Origin of the sequence: Agromyces sp. Root1464, assembly GCF_001427265.1 — a bacterium.
GTDB classification, from domain to species: domain Bacteria; phylum Actinomycetota; class Actinomycetes; order Actinomycetales; family Microbacteriaceae; genus Agromyces; species Agromyces fucosus.
Window position 1 is genome coordinate 2,090,696 of sequence record NZ_LMFU01000002.1, and the last position, 14,935, is coordinate 2,105,630.

Here is a 14,935-nt window from a genome sequence, read left to right on the forward strand (position 1 = left end):
GCGCGGCAGGATCCTGTCACCGCTCCCGAATAGGCTTGACGGCATGCGCATCGCCACCTGGAACGTCAACTCGATCCGCGCCCGCGTGGGCCGCACCGTCGACTGGATGGTGCGCGAAGACGTCGACGTGCTCGCGATGCAGGAGATCAAGTGCAAGCCCGAGCAGTTCCCGATCGAGGCGTTCGAGGCGGCCGGCTACGACGTCGCGATCCACGGGCTGAACCAGTGGAACGGCGTCGCGATCGCGAGCCGCAAGCCGATCGGCGAGGTCGAGACGGCGTTCCCCGGCATGCCGGGCTTCCTCAAGGGACTCGAGGGCCCCGACCAGCCGCAGGAGGCGCGCGCGATCGGCGCGACCGTCGACGGGGTGCGGGTGTGGAGCCTCTACGTGCCCAACGGCCGTTCCCTCGGCGACCCGCACTACACGTACAAGCTCGACTGGCTCGCGGCCCTCACGGAGTACACGCGCGCCGAGACATCCGCTCGGCCCGAAGTGCCGTTCGCGCTCATGGGCGACTTCAACATCGCACCGCTCGATGAAGACAATGGCGACCCGGCCGTCATCGAGGGCGTGACGACGCACGTCTCGCCGGCCGAACGCCAGGCCTTCTTCACCCTCGAGAACGCAGGGGTGACGGATGTCGTGCGCCCGCGCATTCCCGAGGGCTACACCTACTGGGACTACAAGCAGCTGAAGTTCCCGCGCAACGAGGGGCTGCGCATCGACTTCATCCTCGGGTCGGCGGCCTTCGCCGAGGCCGTGACGGATGCCTCGATCCACCGCAACGAGCGCAAGGGCGACGCCCCCAGCGACCACGTGCCCGTGCTCGTCGACCTCGCGATCGGCGATGACGACCTCGATCGACCGATGATCTTCTGAGGATCAACCCTTTGATACAGGCTTTCGTGAATACACGATCTGCTGTATCGTCGTCGACGTGACCGACGACCTCGCGACCGAGACGGCGACCCTGACCCACACCGCGGCGCTCGCGCGCCTCGGGCATGCGCTCTCCGACGAGACCCGCGCACGAGTCCTGCTCTCGCTCCGCGAGGCCCCCGCGTACCCGTCGGACCTCGCCGCGTCGCTCGGCGTCTCCCGGCAGGTCATGTCGAACCAGCTCGCCTGCCTGCGCGGCTGCGGACTCGTCGAGGCAGTGCCCGACGGGCGCCGAACCTCCTACCGACTCGCGAGCGAGCACCTCGCACCCGCGCTCGGCGACCTGCTGCGGCTCGTGCTCGTCGTCGACCCGGCCTGCTGCTCCGGCGACGACTGCACGTGCGCATGACCGCCGTGCCGCTCACGCCGCTCGCCCCCGAGCGACGCGCCGTGCTCGTCCGACGCATCCGGCTCATCGTCGCGGCGACCATCGCCTACAACGTGATCGAGGCGATCATCGCCCTCGCGGCAGGCTCCGTGGCATCGTCGGCCGCCCTGATCGGCTTCGGCCTCGACTCGATCGTCGAGGTGCTCTCGGCCGCCGCGGTCGCCTGGCAGTTCGCGTCCCCCGATCCTCACCGGCGCGAACGCGCGGCACTGCGCCTCATCGCCGTCTCGTTCTTCGGCCTCGCCCTGTTCGTCTCGATCGACGCGGCAAGAACGCTCCTCGGCGCCACGGAGCCCGAGCACTCCCCCGTCGGCATCGCGCTCGCCGCCGTGAGCCTCGCCGTCATGCCACTGCTGTCGTGGCTCGAACGCCGCACCGGGCGAGAACTCGGCTCAGCCTCCGCCGTCGCCGACTCGAAGCAGACGCTGATCTGCGCCTACCTCTCCGCCGCGCTGCTGGCGGGCCTCCTCCTCAACAGCCTGCTGGGGTGGGCGTGGGCCGACTCCATCGCGGCGCTGGTCATCGCCGCCTTCGCCGTGCGCGAGGGCATCGAAGCGTGGCGCGGCGACGCCTGCACGGTGCCGGTCTCGGTGCTCACCGGCGAGCGCCACTGCTGCTGAGCGAGGTGGGCGCGGAGGCTGCACTCCCAGCCGCCGGCGATACCCTCGAATGGTGACCAGTTCCCCCGAACGACCCGGCGACGGCCCCTTCGCGGGCGTAACGCTCGGCGGTCGATACCGACTCGGCGGCCTCATCGGCCAGGGCGGCATGGCGAGCGTGTATCGCGGCGAAGACCTGAGCCTCGGGCGTCCCGTAGCCGTGAAGGTCTTCTCCGAAGCGGCCGAGGGCATCGACGACGCGGCACGCCGCCGCTCCGAGACGGCCCTGCTCGCGAGCGTCGAGCACCGCGCACTCGTGCGGCTCTACGATGCCGCGCACGATGAGGGCATCGATCGCGAATACCTCGTCATGGAGCTCGTCGACGGACGCGATCTGCGCAAGACCCTGCAGCAGGGCCCGGTCGGCCCAGCGGATGCCGCGTGGCTGGCCGCCGATCTCGCCGAGGCGCTGCACGTGATCCACGGGCGCGGCATCGTGCACCGCGACGTGAAGCCGGCGAACGTGCTGCTCGCACCGGCGCACCTGCCCACCCGCCGCTGGAACGCGAAGCTCGCCGACTTCGGCATCGCCCGGCTGATCGACGACGCCCGCCTGACCCGCACGGGTGTCTACGTCGGCACGCCCGGCTACCTCAGCCCCGAGCAGGTCGGCGGTCATGCGCCCGGCACGGCGGCCGACATCTACGCGCTCGGGCTCGTGCTGCTCGAGGCGCGCACGGGCCGGCCGGCGTTTTCCGGCACGGCGTCCGAGGCCACGGCGGCGCGGCTCGTCAGCGACCCCGAGATCCCCGGTGCACTCGGCAGCGACTGGGTGGAGCTGCTCCGAGGCATGACCGCGCGCGAGGCATCCGCCAGGCCCTCGGCACTCGATGTCGCGATGGCGGCGGGCCACCTCGACACGACGACCGGTTCGACCGCGCCGGATGGCGCCCCGACCGCGCTGCTCGATGCATCCGACGCTCCGACGCTCGTCCTGCCGACCGATCCCGCTCCCCGGGCGAGCGACGACGCCATCGCCGAACGGGCCGTGGCCGCCGCGTTCCAGCCGGCGCCGAAGCCGTCGCGCCGCTGGCTCCGCCCCACGATCGCCGTCGTGCTGCTGGCGGTCATCGCGGTCGGCATCGCGCTGATCGTGCCTCCGGCGATCGCGAGCCTCACGCAGCCGCAGACCGCACCCACCGAGACACTGCCCACCCTTCCCGGCGAACTCGGCGTGCATCTCGAGCAGCTCGAGGAAGCGGTGACGCGATGATGCGTACTCCACTCCGCACCGCCGTGGGCGCAGGCCTGCTCACCGCGTCGCTCGTGTTCGGGCTGACCGCCTGCGGCCAGTCGCCCGAAGCGGTGAGCGCCGATCTCCACTCATCGGTCGTGCAGGTCGCCAAGCGGGCCGCTGGCGGCGACTACCTCGGCGCGATCGCGGCGCTCGCCCTGCTCGAGAATGACGTGGACGCAGCGGTCGACTCCGGCGCCATCGGGGACGAGCAGGCCGCCGACATCCGCGAGGCGATCGCCCTCGTGCAGGCCGACCTCGAGGCCGCCCGGGTCGCCGACTCCGTGACGCCGACGCCCGAGCCGGATCCGTCGGAGGAGGACCGCGACGACAACCGCGGCCCCGGCAACAACAACGGCAACAAGGACAAGGACAAGAAGAACGACAAGGGCGACGACGACTGAGTCGCCGCGGGCGACCGAGCGGGCGACGGCGACCCCGATGGCGGATGCGTAGGCTCGTGGAATGCCCACCCTCACCGTTCCCGGCGCCGAGCTCCACTACGAGTCGGCGGGCCGCGCTTCCGCCCCAGCCCTGCTCCTCGTGCCCGCCGGAGTCGCGACGCTCCGGATGTGGGACGAGCAGCTCGACGCTCTCGCCGAGCACCACTTCGTCGCCCGTTTCGACCCTCGCGGATTCGGGGGCACCACGCATGACGAGTCGGTGCCGTTCGCGAACCATGCCGACGCGATCGCGGTGCTCGACCACCTCGGCGTGGCAGAGGCGACCGTGGTCGGCGCGAGCCGCGGAGGGCGCATCACGCTCGACACCGCCCTCGCCTACCCCGACCGCGTGCGCGGCGTGGTGACCGTCGGGTCGGAGCCGGGCGGATTCCCCGACCTGCCGCTCACCGACGAGGAGCAGCGCCGATTCGACGAGATCGAGGCGATCGACCCGGCGATCGATGCCGCACGGATGATGCGCCTCGAGGCGGACCTCTGGGCGGTCGGGCCGCTCCGCGACGCAGCGGCCGTCGACCAGGGCTTCGTGCGCCGCGCACGCGAGCTGAACGCTCCGAACGCCGCGCATGCGAGCGATGACGGCACCGTGCTCCCGCTCGAACCGCCGGCATACGAGCGACTCGGCGACCTCCGCGTTCCCGCCCTCGTCACCGTGGGCGAGTACGACCTCAGCGTGGAGCTCGCGGCGTACGACCACCTGCTCGCGCACCTGCCGGACGCGACGGGTGTGCGCTTCGCCGACACGGCGCACCTGCCGAGTGTCGAGCGTCCCGAGGAGTTCACCCGCGTGCTGCTCGACTGGCTGGAGCGGCACGGGCTGTGAGAAGAGCGGGCGTCAGCGCCGCCCGGTGAACCGCTCCATCGAGCGGTAGACGCCGAAGCCGTCGCCCACGATGCGGTCGAACACGCGCGTGGGCAGCAGTCCGCGCAGCGCCCGCGAGAGGCGCACGCTCCTCGGCAGCTCGAGCAGCGGGCGGCCGTCGAGCATCGCCTTCCACACCCGGTCGACGACGTATTCGGGGTCGAGCACCGGTGCGAGCACGGGCCCGCGGACTCCGGCGAACATGCCCGTCGAGATGTAGCTCGGCGTGACCGTGGTCACCTTCACATTGCCGTGATCGGACTGCTCGAGCTCGAGTCGCAGCGAGTCGCTCCAGCCGATGAGCGCCGCCTTCGACGCGGCGTAGACCGCCATGCGCGGGTTGGCGAGCGTGCCCGCAGCGCTCGCGACGTTCACGATGCGGGCCGCGCGATACGCGTTCGAGATCATGCCGGGCAGGAACTCCCGCGCGATGTACATCGGCGCGAGCGCATTGACCTGCATCGTCGCGCGGGTGTCGTCGCCGTTGTCGGTGTTCCAGAAGTAGCGGTTGCCGCGCACGATGCCCGCGTTGTTGATGAGCACGTCGGGGTTGCCGACCTCCCGCCGCACCCGCTGCGCGGTCTTCGCGATCGCACCGAGGTCGCCGACGTCGACGACGAACGACTGGATGCGCGTGCGACCGCGCGAGATCGTGCCGAGTTCGTCGACGGCGCGGGCGAGGGCGGCCGCGTCGCGATCCCAGAGGGTCACGGATGCCGCGTGCTCGGCCACGGCTCGTTCGGCGTACATGCGGCCCATGCCGCCGGCGGCCCCGGTGATCAGCACACTGGCACCGCGAACCGTTCTCGTCATCCGTCCATTCTCCTGCAGGGCGGCACCTGTTGTGGGTGCCCGCTTCGACGCCGGTCTCGGGGCATGCATGTAAACCTGTTGACAAAAGACGTGTCAACCTGTTTACTCATTGACATGACCGCTGAGCCGAGTACACGCCCCGAATCCGGCGGACCCCTGGGCGACCGCGTCACGGTCACCCTGCACTATCTCGTCGATCGCATGGATCGATTCGCCGACCGGCTGCTGCAGCAGCGCTTCGGAATCAGCTACAGCCAGTTCATGTTCATCGCCGTGCTCGCCGACCTCGCGCCGCCGCCCGACATCACGACGCTCGCGAACTGCCTCGGTGTCAGCAAGGCCGCCGTGAGCAAGCGCGTGCCGGCGTTCGTCGAGGCCGGCTGGGTGCAGACGCACACCGACCCCGCCAATGCTCGCCGCGTGCTGCTCTCGATCACCCCGAAGGCCGCGCACTTCCTCGCCGAGGCCCTGCCGGTGCTCGATGCGTCATTCACCGAGACGTTCGACGACCTCGCCGGCGTCGACGTCGGCGCACTGCACGAAGACCTCAAGACCGTCATCCGACACCTCGACTCCAAGGAGCACTGACCTCGTGACGAACACCCTCGTGATCATCGGCCACCCCAACTCCGGCAGCTTCAACCACGCCCTCGCCGAGCGATACGCGACCGGCATGCGCGCGGCGTCCGTCGACGGCGCCGAGGTTCGGACCATCGACCTCGCCGAGCGCGAGTTCGATCTGATGCCAGCGGCCCGCGCCGACCTCCGCGCCCCAGACGGCGACACGACGCACCTCGAACCGCGCATCCGCGCCTTCATCGACGACGTCGCGTGGGCCGACCACCTCGTCTTCTTCTTCCCGCAGTGGTGGGGTACCTACCCGGCCGTCCTGAAGGCGTTCCTCGACCGGGCGATCCTCTCGGGCACCGCGTTCCGATACGGGCGCGGGCAGGTCTCGACGCGGCTGCTCGCGGGCAAGACCGCCCGCATCGTCATGACCATGGACTCGCCCATCGCCTGGAACCGCTTCGTCTACCGCAACGCCGCCGAGACCTCGCTCGCGCGCGCGACGCTCGGCTACTGCGGCGTGCGCACGCTCGGCATCTCGCGACTCACCCCGGTCCGTTTCTCGACGCCCGAGAAGCGCGCGGCCTGGCTGGATCAGATCGAGCGCCTCGGTGCGACGGACGCCTCGCGCTCGCGTCGCCGGGTCGCAGCGACGTCGGCCGCCTGAGCACATCGGTCGTCTCCGACACCTCTCGTGTCACGTCGCGCGCCGGAATCAACGGAAGTGCCGCCGCGGGCGCGATCGCGATCGCGATGAACGCGAGCGGGTATCCGACGAGCGTGACGAGGCCTCCCACGAGAGGGCCCACCGCTGCTGCCACGACATACTGTCCCGTGTTCTGGATGCCGAACGCCTTGCCCGCCCACGTCGCACCCGCCGCTTCGGCGACCGAGGTGAAGGCGAGCCCGTTGTCGGCCACGCTGATGAGGGTCGCGACGACGAAGGCCGGTGCCGCGAAGGCTCCCCACCCGGCGAGGTCGCTCGCCGCCACGACGAGCATGGCGAGGCATCCGCTCACCGCGACCCAGCGGAGCACCCGCACCCGGCTGCCGACCCGATCGCTCAGGGTGCCGACCCCGATACGCCCCACCGCGCCGATGAACTGCGCGACGCCGATCAGGAGGCCGGCAGCGGCGGCGTTCCAGTGCATCTCGGTGACGAGCCAGACGATGCCGAAGATCGAGAGGGCGAACTGCGGCACGACGAGCAGCGCCGAGACGAGGTGGATGCGCCAGAGGAACGAGCTCGCGCGATACGGGTTCGCATCCGGTTCCGGGGTCGCGCCCGCCTCCGGCGCGGTCGCCGACGGCGTGCGCACGGGGTTCGCCAGACCCAGGGCGCAGAGCAGGGCCATCACGGCGTTCAATGCCACCGACAGGCCGACGGCGGCGCCGAGTCCGACGGTCGAGGCCAGGCCGGGCACGGCGAGCGCCGCGACGGTGACGCCGAGCGGCTGCGACATCTGGCGGATGCCCATTGCGAATCCGCGCCGTTCCCGTGGGAACCAGCCGACCACGATCCGGCCGCTCGCCGCGTTGGTGCTCGCCGACACGGCTCCGCCGAGGAAGAAGAAGATGCAGAGCGAGAGGATGTCGCCGGCGAGGGTCGCCCCGATCGCCGCGGCCGCCGTGAGGGCGAGCCCGGCCGAGATCACCCGGCGCTCGCCCACGCGATCGGCGAGTGCGCCCCACGCGACGAGCGTGAGCACCATGCCGACGGTCGGCGCCGACGCCAAGAGTCCCGCCTGCACGAGCGGGATGCCGCGTTCGGTGTGAAGCAGGGGGATGAGGAACGCCGGGGTGCTGACGAAGACGGTGCTCGCGGCCTGCGCGGCGACGCCGAGCGCGAGCATGCGCATGGCGCGCGCCGGGATCGCCGGCGATCGCTGGAGTGTCATGGTGTGCACGTGCCCGCCTCTGCAAGTGTCGGTGGAACGACTTTTGGGATACGTTAGTGCGTACCGCTTTGGTATCCCAAACCCGAGGAGCTCGTCGTGGCATCCACCGTCGGAACCCCCCTGTACGACCGGCTGCGCACCGCGATCCTGTCGCTCGACTACGTTCCCGGCGAGAAGCTGACCGAGCGCGGACTCGAGTCGGACCTCGACGCGTCGCGAACTCCCATCCGCACCGCGCTCCTCCGCCTCGAAGCCGACGGACTCGTGCGTCGAGAGGGCCGGGGGTGGAGCGTCACGCCGATCGACCTGACCGAGATCCGCGCGCTCTCCGAGTACCGCGAAGCCGTCGAGGCGGCGTGCGCGCGCCTGGCGGCGGCTCGCGCGTCCGACTCCGACCTGGCGGCACTCGCCGATTCGCTGAACGAGACCGGGAACGCCGACACGTGGTCCGGCGATCCGACGAGTGCGCACGCGACGGACCTCGCCATCTCGGAGGCCGGCATCCGTGCCGGCAACGACTTCCACGCACTGCTCGCCCAGCTCTCCGGCAACCCGTTCATGGCCGACTCCATCCGCGGCGTGATGACGCGGCTGCTGCGCACTCGCTGGCTCGAGGTCCGCACGCCGGAGTCCCGCGCTCACGCGAGGGAGGAGCACCTCGCGATCGTCGCGGCCCTGCAGCGCCGGGATGCCGACGCCGCCGCGGCGCTCGTCGTCGCGCACACCCGCGGCACGGCCGAACGCACCCTGGCGTTCCTCTCGGACGAACGTCGGCGCCTCAGGGGGCGCGGCTTCGCGATCATCGAGAGCGAACCGGCTCGGGCACACCTCGACGCGGTCTGACGACCGCTGCGAGATCGCAGGAAGTTCGAGCTTTCCTGCAGCGACCGCGGAATCCTCGTATTACGCCGCGGGTCGAGCCCGCCTGACAGTCCTCCCTGCGATGGATAGCGTCGAACGACCCATCCACCAAGCCGTCGAGGAGGCGCCATGACCGCGGCATCCGTCTCGTTCCGCGCCGTCGGGCGCGCGTTCGACACGAACGCCGGCCGGCGTCAGGTGCTGCGCGACGTCGACCTCGAGGTCGCGGCGGGCGAGATCGTCGCGATCCTCGGCCCGAGCGGGTGCGGCAAGTCGACCCTCCTCCGCATCGCGGGCGGACTCGACCATGCGAGCGCGGGAGTCGTCTCGGTCGACGGCACCGCCGTCGTGCCGTTCGACCCGCGCTCGGCGGTCGGCTTCCAAGAGCCGCGACTGCTGCCGTGGCGCACGGTCGCCGGCAACGTCGCGCTCGGGCTGCCGCGCGGTACCTCGAAGACCGCCGGCCGTGACAAGGTCGCCCGGCTCATCGAACTCGTCGGGCTCGCCGACTTCGCCGGTCATCGCCCGCGCGAGATCTCGGGCGGCATGGCCCAGCGCACCTCGCTCGCCCGCGCCCTCGCCCGGAACCCCGGCGTGCTGCTGCTCGACGAGCCGTTCGGCGCGCTCGACGCCCTCACGCGCCTCAAGATGCAGGACCTCCTGCTCGACGTGCACGCCGCAGCGCCCACGACCGTGCTGCTCGTCACGCACGACGTCGACGAGGCCCTGCAGCTCGCCGACCGGGTCGTGCTGCTCGGCAGCGACGGCGAGGCGCCGGGCGCCGACATCCGGCAGATCGTCGTCGTGCCCGGTTCCCGGCCGCGCGACCGCGGTTCGGCCGAGCTCGCCGAGCTGCGCGGGCGCCTGCTCGACGGCCTCGGCATCGACCGCCACGGCGCCGCCCGCGGCATCGAGGCCACCACGACCATCCCGCACTACCCGTACTGACCGGCGCGCTCACCCCAACCACGCCGCGACACGAACGCCCCCACCACTGAAGGAGTCTCCCCGTGACCCGAACCCCGTTCCTCCGTTCCGCGCTCGTTGCGGGAGCCGCCGCCGCGGCGCTGCTGCTCTCCGGCTGCGTCGCCGGCGAAGGCCAGGCCGCCGAGCCCGAGCCCACCGAGGCCGGCGAAGCCGTCTCGCTCGAGGGCCAGACGCTCAACATCGACTTCGCGACCTACAACCCGCTGAGCCTCATCATCAAGGACCAGGGCTGGCTCGAAGACGCGGGCCTGACGGTCACCTGGGTGCAGTCGGCGGGTTCGAACAAGGCGAACGAGGCACTGCGGGCCGGAGCGATCGACGTCGGCTCGACCGCCGGCTCTGCCGCACTGCTCGCGCGTTCGAACGGCTCGCCGATCCAGGTCATCGACATCTACTCGCAGCCCGAGTGGGCCGCCCTCGTGGCGCCTGACGGTTCGCCGATCACCTCGGTCGACGACCTGAAGGGCAAGCAGGTCGCGGCGACCAAGGGCACCGACCCCTACTTCTTCCTGCTGCAGTCGCTCGAGGCCGAGGGCCTCTCCGCCGACGACATCGTCGTGCAGAACCTGCAGCACGCCGACGGCTGGGCGGCGCTGCAGAACGGTTCGGTCGACGCCTGGGCGGGTCTCGACCCGATCATGGCCGGCGCCGAGGAGCAGGGCGCGACCCTCTTTTACCGCAACGTCGACTTCAACAGCTACGGCTTCCTGAACGCCACCGAGTCGTTCATCGCCGAGAAGCCCGACGTCGCGCAGGCCGTCGTGGACGCCTACGAGCAGGCGCGGGCCTGGGCCGCCGAGAACCCCGAGGAGACGGCACGGATCCTCGCGGACGTCGCCGGCCTCGACCTCGCCGTCGCCACGAAGGTCATCACCGAACGGTCGAACCTCGACGTCGACCCGGTTCCCGGCGACGCACAGGTCGAGGTGCTCGAGAAGATCGGACCGATCTTCGTCGAGCTCGGCGACGTCGCGACGCAGGCCCAGGTCGACGAGGCGCTCGAGACGCTCATCAACGACACCTTCGTCACGAAGGCCGACGCCGGCCGCTTCGAGTAGGCGATCACGATGACGGATGCCTCGCACGCGGCGCTCTCGACGGGCGCAGCGATCCACGACGGCGCTGCCGTACGGGTCGCCGTGAACAGCGGCACGACGTCGATCGCGGCCGGACGCGAGGCATCCGTACCGCCCGAGCCGTCGGGCGAGCGGCGACGCCTCGTCGACCGGCGCTGGTTCCGCATCCTCGGCGGCGCGCTCATCCCGCTGGCGCTGCTCGCGCTCTGGCAGTGGGTGTCGACCTCGGGGCTCGTGCCGCTCTCGCAACTGCCCTCGCCCGAGATGGTCTGGCTCGCCGCGGTCGACCTCGCGCAGCGCGGTGTGCTCGGGCTCTACGTCGCGATCTCGACGCAGCGGGTGTTCATCGGCTTCGCCTTCGGCGCGGCCGCAGGTCTGGCGCTCGGCGCGATCGTCGGGCTGTCGCGCCTCGCCGACGTGCTGCTCGCGCCGACGCTCGGCGGCATCCGCGCAGTGCCGTCGCTCGCGTGGGTACCGCTGCTCATCCTGTGGTTCGGCATCGGCGAGGACTCGAAGGTCATCCTGATCGCGATCGGCGCGTTCTTCCCGGTCTACACGATCGTCTCGGCGGCCCTTCGGCACGTCGATCGCCAGCTCATCGAGGCCGGTCGCGCGTTCGGACTGCACGGGCTCGCACTGTTCGCGACGGTGCAGCTGCCCGCGGTCGTGCCGTCGGTGCTCTCGGCGCTCCGGCTGGCCCTCGCTCAGGCGTGGCTGTTCCTCGTCGCGGCCGAGCTCATCGCCTCGTCGATGGGCCTCGGATTCCTCCTGCTCGACTCGGGCCAGAACGGCCGCATCGACCGCATCTTCCTCGCCATCATCCTGCTGGCCCTCCTCGGCAAGCTCACCGACTCGGTGGTCGCGCTCATCGAGCGCTGGGCCATTCGCCGCTGGGCGTGAGCACGCCCCGCAGCTCGAGCGGCGCGGTCAGTCGAGCCGCTTGCGCATCCGCATGGAGGCCGTCTCGTAGCCGAGCGACTCGTACAGTCCGCGAGCGGCGGCGTTGAACGCGAAGACGTTGAGGCCGATCGAGTGGGCGCCCTGCGCTCGCGCGTGCTCCTCGGCGAGGCGCATCGCCTCGCGCCCGAGGCCCCGGCCCCGCTGCTCGGGCTCGATCAGCACGTCCCAGATCCACCACGAGCCGTCGTCGCCGCTCGTGTCGGGTCCGATCCAGAGATAGCCGACCGCGGCACCGGCCTCGTCGACGACGTCGAAGACCTCGTGACGGGGAGTCGGCAGCCCGCCCGGGAACGATTCATGCATGCCCTCGAGGGCGTATCGATGGGCCGACTCCTCCGACCGACCCGTCGCGACGAGGTCGCGGGCGTACTCGGCGGCACTGCGTTCGATCCACTCCGGGAGGCGGGAACGGTCGAGTGGTCGGAGCGAGGCGGTCATGAGCGAAGCCTGCCACACGGCACCGAGACCGGGCCGCGAACGGTGCCCGCCCGCAATGCGCCCGCCTTCCAGTACCGGCGACTGCCGTGGCAGCATGGGCGGATGACCGACGACGTTCGACTCCGCCCGAAGACCCACGCAGAGACCGCGGCGTGGCTGCCCGTCGCGATGGCGGCGTACGAGCTGGCCCGGCAGCGTGCCGGCGACACCGCCGAGCAGGCTGCCGTCGCCCGGCGTGCATCGCAGGACCAGTACTTCCCCGACGGCCGACTCATCGATGGGCACCTGCTCTTCACCGTCGAGGCCGACGGCGACGACGCCGGCTGGCTCTGGATCGGCCCGCAGAGCGACCCTGCCAGTTGGTACATCTGGGACGTCGCGATCCACGAGTCGCACCGTCGGCGTGGTCTCGGCGCCCGCGCCATGCAACTCGCCGAGGAGGTCGCGCGCGAGCACGGGGCGGCGAACCTGCGTCTGAACGTCTTCGGCTACAACACGCCCGCGATCCGCCTCTACGAGGGACTCGGCTACGAGACGGCGGCGATCCACATGCAGAAGATGCTCTGACGATCGAGCGGATGCCGCGGCATCCGCTCGCTCAAGGTCTCACCAGGGCTCGCCCGCGGCCGGGAGCAGGGAGCGCACCTTCTCGACGGCGTCGGGGAAGCACGCGTCGAGCACCTCGGTGGCCGACACCTCGTCGCCGTAGTCGCCGGTGAGCCGGAGGCCCACGATCGTGTTGATGAGCATGCCGGTCGCGATGAACTCCCGCGCCTGCTCGGGCGAGAACCCCGCCTCGTCGCGGATGAAGCGCCAGATGCGGCTGAAGCCGGCTCGGGCGACGCGACCGATCTCGGGCTCGCCGCCGAGGGCGGTCGAGTTCGCGACGACCGGCAGCATGCCGCGCTCGACCAGGAGGTCGGTGTACGCCGTGCCCATGCGCCGGCCGAGATCCTCCGGGTCACCGGGCAGCACCGCACGGAACTCCTCGATCAGGCGGTCGTAGGCCCGGTCGATGACCTCGATGAAGAGCTTCTCCTTCGTGCCGAACAGCCGCACGACGTAGGGCTGGCTGACGCCGGCGGCGCGGGCGACCTCGTCGGTCGTCGTGCCGACGTAGGTCTTCGCCCCGAACACGGCCGTCGCAGCCTCGAGGATGAGCTCGCGGCGGTCGGCCGCCTTCATGCGCGGGGCTGTGGGAACCGATTCGACCGTCATGGTTGACATGTTATCAGTCGATTACTACAGTTCGAAGTAATCATCCGATAACAACAAGGAGTGCCGTCGTGTCCACCACTCTCGATGCCGCAGCTCGCCCGTCGACGCGCACGCCCGGCGTCCGCCGGCCGAGCCCGATCTGGCTCGTCCTCATCGCCACCGCGCTGCCGATGTTCATGGCGACGCTCGACAACCTCGTCATGACCAACGCGCTGCCCGTGCTGCACTCGGAGTTCGGGGCATCCGTCGAAGAGCTGCAGTGGTTCATGAACGCCTACACGCTCGCCTTCGCGAGCACCATCCTCATGGCCGTCGCGCTCGGCGACCGGTTCGGGCGGCGCACCGTCTTCATCATCGGCATCGTCGTCTTCACCCTGAGCTCGGCCCTCGCCGCCCTCGCCACCGATCCGGGCCAGCTCATCGCGGCGCGGGCGGCGCAGGGCTTCGGGGCCGCGGCGATCATGCCGCTCTCGCTGACCCTGCTCGCCGGCTCGGTGCCGATCGCGCGCCGTCCGCTCGCGATCGGGATCTGGGGCGGCGTCTCGGGTCTCGGCGTCGCCGTTGGCCCACTCATCGGCGGCGCGATCATCGAGGGCTGGGCCTGGCAGGCGATCTTCTGGGTGAACGTGCCCATCGGTGTCGCCTCGATCGCGCTCGCGCTGATCGCCCTGCCGAACAGCTTCGGCGCGCGGCTCCGCGCCGACCTCCTCGGCCTCGTCCTTTCGGGCGCCGGCCTGCTCGGCCTCGTCTACGGCATCGTGCGCGGCAACGACGCGGGCTGGTCGAGTCTCGAGGTGCTCGCGAGCCTCATCGCGGGCGGCGTGCTGCTCCTCGCGTTCATCGCCTGGGAGTCGCGGGCCTCCGCGCCGCTCCTGCCGCTGCGGCTCTTCCGCGACCGCAGCTTCAGCGTGGCGAACGTCGTGGGCTTCGGGTTCAGCTTCGGCGCGTTCGGATCGATCTTCATCCTCATCCAGTTCCTGCAGGTCGTGCAGGGGGCGACGCCGCTCGAGGCGGCGCTGCAGACCTCGCCGTGGACGCTCGCGCCGATGATCGTCGCCCCGCTCGCGGGGGCGTTCGCCGGCCGCATCGGCACCCGGGCACTCATCGTCGCGGGCCTCGCCGCCCTGTCGGGCGCACTCTTCTGGCTGGCGCAGCTGCTCGACGCGGCCACCGAGTTCTCGACCTTCGTCGCTCCGTTCATCCTCGCGGGTGTCGGCATGGGCCTCGTCTTCGCCCCGTCGGCGACCGCCGTGCTCGCCACGATGAAGCCGAACGACCACGCGAAGGCGAGCGGCACCAACTCGATGCTGCGGGAGGTCGGCGTGGCGCTCGGCATCGCCGTCTCGACCGCGGTGTTCACGGGCGCCGGCGGCGCGCTGACGCCGGTCGACTACGTCATCGGCGCGCAGCCGGCGGTCATCGTCGGAGCCGCGGTGCTGCTCGTCTCGGCGCTCGTTGCCCTGCTGCTGCCCGCCGGGCGAGCGGTGCCGTCGCTCTCGCCGGATGCCGCGATCGCCCCGATCCTCGACGAGGAGCCGGCGCCCCGACTCGCGCACTGAACCGCCCATCGAAC

Annotated in this window: 17 protein-coding genes and 1 pseudogene; 14 read left to right on the plus strand and 4 right to left on the minus strand. The window is 71.1% G+C overall.

Annotated elements, in window-relative coordinates:
- The first annotated feature begins 43 nt into the window (after positions 1-43).
- From ASD23_RS15260 to ASD23_RS15285, 6 genes are all read left to right on the plus strand, one after another.
- Positions 44-880: an exodeoxyribonuclease III gene (locus tag ASD23_RS15260; protein WP_056012390.1), complete on the plus strand. Its 837-nt coding sequence runs from the start codon at positions 44-46 to the stop codon at positions 878-880.
- A gap of 58 nt (positions 881-938) precedes the next feature.
- Positions 939-1,289, plus strand: a complete 351-nt coding sequence (locus tag ASD23_RS15265; RefSeq protein ID WP_056012393.1) for an ArsR/SmtB family transcription factor — start codon at positions 939-941, stop codon at positions 1,287-1,289.
- Positions 1,286-1,948: a cation transporter gene (locus ASD23_RS15270; RefSeq protein WP_056012396.1), complete on the plus strand. Its 663-nt coding sequence runs from the start codon at positions 1,286-1,288 to the stop codon at positions 1,946-1,948. Before ASD23_RS15265 ends, ASD23_RS15270 begins: the two co-directional genes overlap by 4 nt.
- A gap of 52 nt (positions 1,949-2,000) precedes the next feature.
- Positions 2,001-3,200 carry a serine/threonine-protein kinase gene (locus ASD23_RS15275; RefSeq protein WP_162248756.1) on the plus strand — a complete coding sequence of 400 codons (1,200 nt, stop codon included), beginning with the start codon at positions 2,001-2,003 and terminating at the stop codon, positions 3,198-3,200.
- A complete protein-coding gene (locus ASD23_RS15280) occupies positions 3,197-3,625 on the plus strand; it encodes a hypothetical protein (protein WP_056012402.1) in 429 nt (142 codons plus the stop codon). The genes ASD23_RS15275 and ASD23_RS15280 overlap by 4 nt, the downstream gene beginning before the upstream one ends.
- Positions 3,626-3,686: 61 nt before the next feature.
- Complete coding sequence (locus ASD23_RS15285) at positions 3,687-4,505, plus strand: alpha/beta fold hydrolase (protein ID WP_056012405.1); 819 nt, start codon at positions 3,687-3,689, stop codon at positions 4,503-4,505.
- A 12-nt stretch (positions 4,506-4,517) separates the two neighbouring features.
- Here ASD23_RS15285 and ASD23_RS15290 read toward each other — a convergent pair whose 3' ends face one another.
- On the minus strand, positions 4,518-5,357 hold the full coding sequence (locus ASD23_RS15290; protein WP_056012408.1) for an SDR family NAD(P)-dependent oxidoreductase: 840 nt from the start codon (positions 5,355-5,357) through the stop codon (positions 4,518-4,520).
- A gap of 114 nt (positions 5,358-5,471) precedes the next feature.
- Between ASD23_RS15290 and ASD23_RS15295 the strand changes: the two genes are divergently transcribed.
- Complete coding sequence (locus ASD23_RS15295; RefSeq protein ID WP_056012411.1) at positions 5,472-5,945, plus strand: MarR family winged helix-turn-helix transcriptional regulator; 474 nt, start codon at positions 5,472-5,474, stop codon at positions 5,943-5,945.
- A pseudogene (locus ASD23_RS19345) lies at positions 5,839-6,462 on the plus strand (NAD(P)H-dependent oxidoreductase); the annotation flags it as partial. The gene ASD23_RS15295 and the pseudogene ASD23_RS19345, both read left to right, overlap by 107 nt.
- A 7-nt stretch (positions 6,463-6,469) precedes the next feature.
- On the opposite strand, the gene ASD23_RS15305 reads toward ASD23_RS19345, so the two are convergent.
- Positions 6,470-7,822, minus strand: coding sequence for an MFS transporter (locus ASD23_RS15305; RefSeq protein WP_200941722.1), 1,353 nt, complete (start codon positions 7,820-7,822; stop codon positions 6,470-6,472).
- 96 nt (positions 7,823-7,918) lie between these two features.
- On the opposite strand from ASD23_RS15305, the gene ASD23_RS15310 reads away from it, so the two are divergent.
- From ASD23_RS15310 to ASD23_RS15325, 4 genes are all read left to right on the plus strand, one after another.
- Entirely contained in the window at positions 7,919-8,665 is a 747-nt protein-coding gene (locus ASD23_RS15310; RefSeq protein WP_056012416.1) for a GntR family transcriptional regulator, read from the plus strand.
- A 147-nt stretch (positions 8,666-8,812) separates the two neighbouring features.
- Entirely contained in the window at positions 8,813-9,631 is an 819-nt protein-coding gene (locus ASD23_RS15315; protein WP_056012419.1) for an ABC transporter ATP-binding protein, read from the plus strand.
- 62 nt (positions 9,632-9,693) lie between these two features.
- Positions 9,694-10,728 (plus strand): aliphatic sulfonate ABC transporter substrate-binding protein, encoded by a 1,035-nt coding sequence (locus ASD23_RS15320; RefSeq protein WP_056012421.1) that lies wholly within the window; start codon positions 9,694-9,696, stop codon positions 10,726-10,728.
- 9 nt (positions 10,729-10,737) lie between these two features.
- Positions 10,738-11,646: an ABC transporter permease gene (locus ASD23_RS15325; protein ID WP_082571491.1), complete on the plus strand. Its 909-nt coding sequence runs from the start codon at positions 10,738-10,740 to the stop codon at positions 11,644-11,646.
- Between the two features lie 27 nt (positions 11,647-11,673).
- Here ASD23_RS15325 and ASD23_RS15330 read toward each other — a convergent pair whose 3' ends face one another.
- Positions 11,674-12,144 carry a GNAT family N-acetyltransferase gene (locus ASD23_RS15330; protein WP_056013421.1) on the minus strand — a complete coding sequence of 157 codons (471 nt, stop codon included), beginning with the start codon at positions 12,142-12,144 and terminating at the stop codon, positions 11,674-11,676.
- 102 nt (positions 12,145-12,246) lie between these two features.
- Between ASD23_RS15330 and ASD23_RS15335 the strand changes: the two genes are divergently transcribed.
- A complete protein-coding gene (locus tag ASD23_RS15335) occupies positions 12,247-12,711 on the plus strand; it encodes a GNAT family N-acetyltransferase (RefSeq protein WP_056012424.1) in 465 nt (154 codons plus the stop codon).
- A 39-nt stretch (positions 12,712-12,750) separates the two neighbouring features.
- Here ASD23_RS15335 and ASD23_RS15340 read toward each other — a convergent pair whose 3' ends face one another.
- Complete coding sequence (locus ASD23_RS15340) at positions 12,751-13,362, minus strand: TetR/AcrR family transcriptional regulator (RefSeq protein WP_056012427.1); 612 nt, start codon at positions 13,360-13,362, stop codon at positions 12,751-12,753.
- Positions 13,363-13,430: 68 nt separating this feature from the next.
- Here ASD23_RS15340 and ASD23_RS15345 point away from each other — a divergent pair, with 68 nt between their 5' ends.
- The gene (locus ASD23_RS15345; RefSeq protein WP_235507764.1) at positions 13,431-14,921 is read left to right on the plus strand and encodes a DHA2 family efflux MFS transporter permease subunit; all 1,491 of its coding nucleotides are present in this window, start codon (positions 13,431-13,433) and stop codon (positions 14,919-14,921) included.
- Positions 14,922-14,935 lie beyond the last annotated feature (14 nt).

Bases quoted from the DNA above. Each gene is read 5' to 3' on its own strand.
- ASD23_RS15260 (WP_056012390.1), top strand. From the start codon at position 44: ATGCGCATCGCCACCTGGAACGTCAACTCGATCCGCGCCCGCGTGGGC.
- ASD23_RS15270 (WP_056012396.1), top strand. From the start codon at position 1,286: ATGACCGCCGTGCCGCTCACGCCGCTCGCCCCCGAGCGACGCGCCGTG.
- ASD23_RS15280 (WP_056012402.1), top strand. From the start codon at position 3,197: ATGATGCGTACTCCACTCCGCACCGCCGTGGGCGCAGGCCTGCTCACC.
- ASD23_RS15285 (WP_056012405.1), top strand. From the start codon at position 3,687: ATGCCCACCCTCACCGTTCCCGGCGCCGAGCTCCACTACGAGTCGGCG.
- ASD23_RS15290 (WP_056012408.1), bottom strand. From the start codon at position 5,357: ATGACGAGAACGGTTCGCGGTGCCAGTGTGCTGATCACCGGGGCCGCC.
- ASD23_RS15295 (WP_056012411.1), top strand. From the start codon at position 5,472: ATGACCGCTGAGCCGAGTACACGCCCCGAATCCGGCGGACCCCTGGGC.
- ASD23_RS15305 (WP_200941722.1), bottom strand. From the start codon at position 7,822: ATGACACTCCAGCGATCGCCGGCGATCCCGGCGCGCGCCATGCGCATG.
- ASD23_RS15315 (WP_056012419.1), top strand. From the start codon at position 8,813: ATGACCGCGGCATCCGTCTCGTTCCGCGCCGTCGGGCGCGCGTTCGAC.
- ASD23_RS15325 (WP_082571491.1), top strand. From the start codon at position 10,738: ATGACGGATGCCTCGCACGCGGCGCTCTCGACGGGCGCAGCGATCCAC.
- ASD23_RS15330 (WP_056013421.1), bottom strand. From the start codon at position 12,144: ATGACCGCCTCGCTCCGACCACTCGACCGTTCCCGCCTCCCGGAGTGG.
- ASD23_RS15335 (WP_056012424.1), top strand. From the start codon at position 12,247: ATGACCGACGACGTTCGACTCCGCCCGAAGACCCACGCAGAGACCGCG.
- ASD23_RS15340 (WP_056012427.1), bottom strand. From the start codon at position 13,362: ATGACGGTCGAATCGGTTCCCACAGCCCCGCGCATGAAGGCGGCCGAC.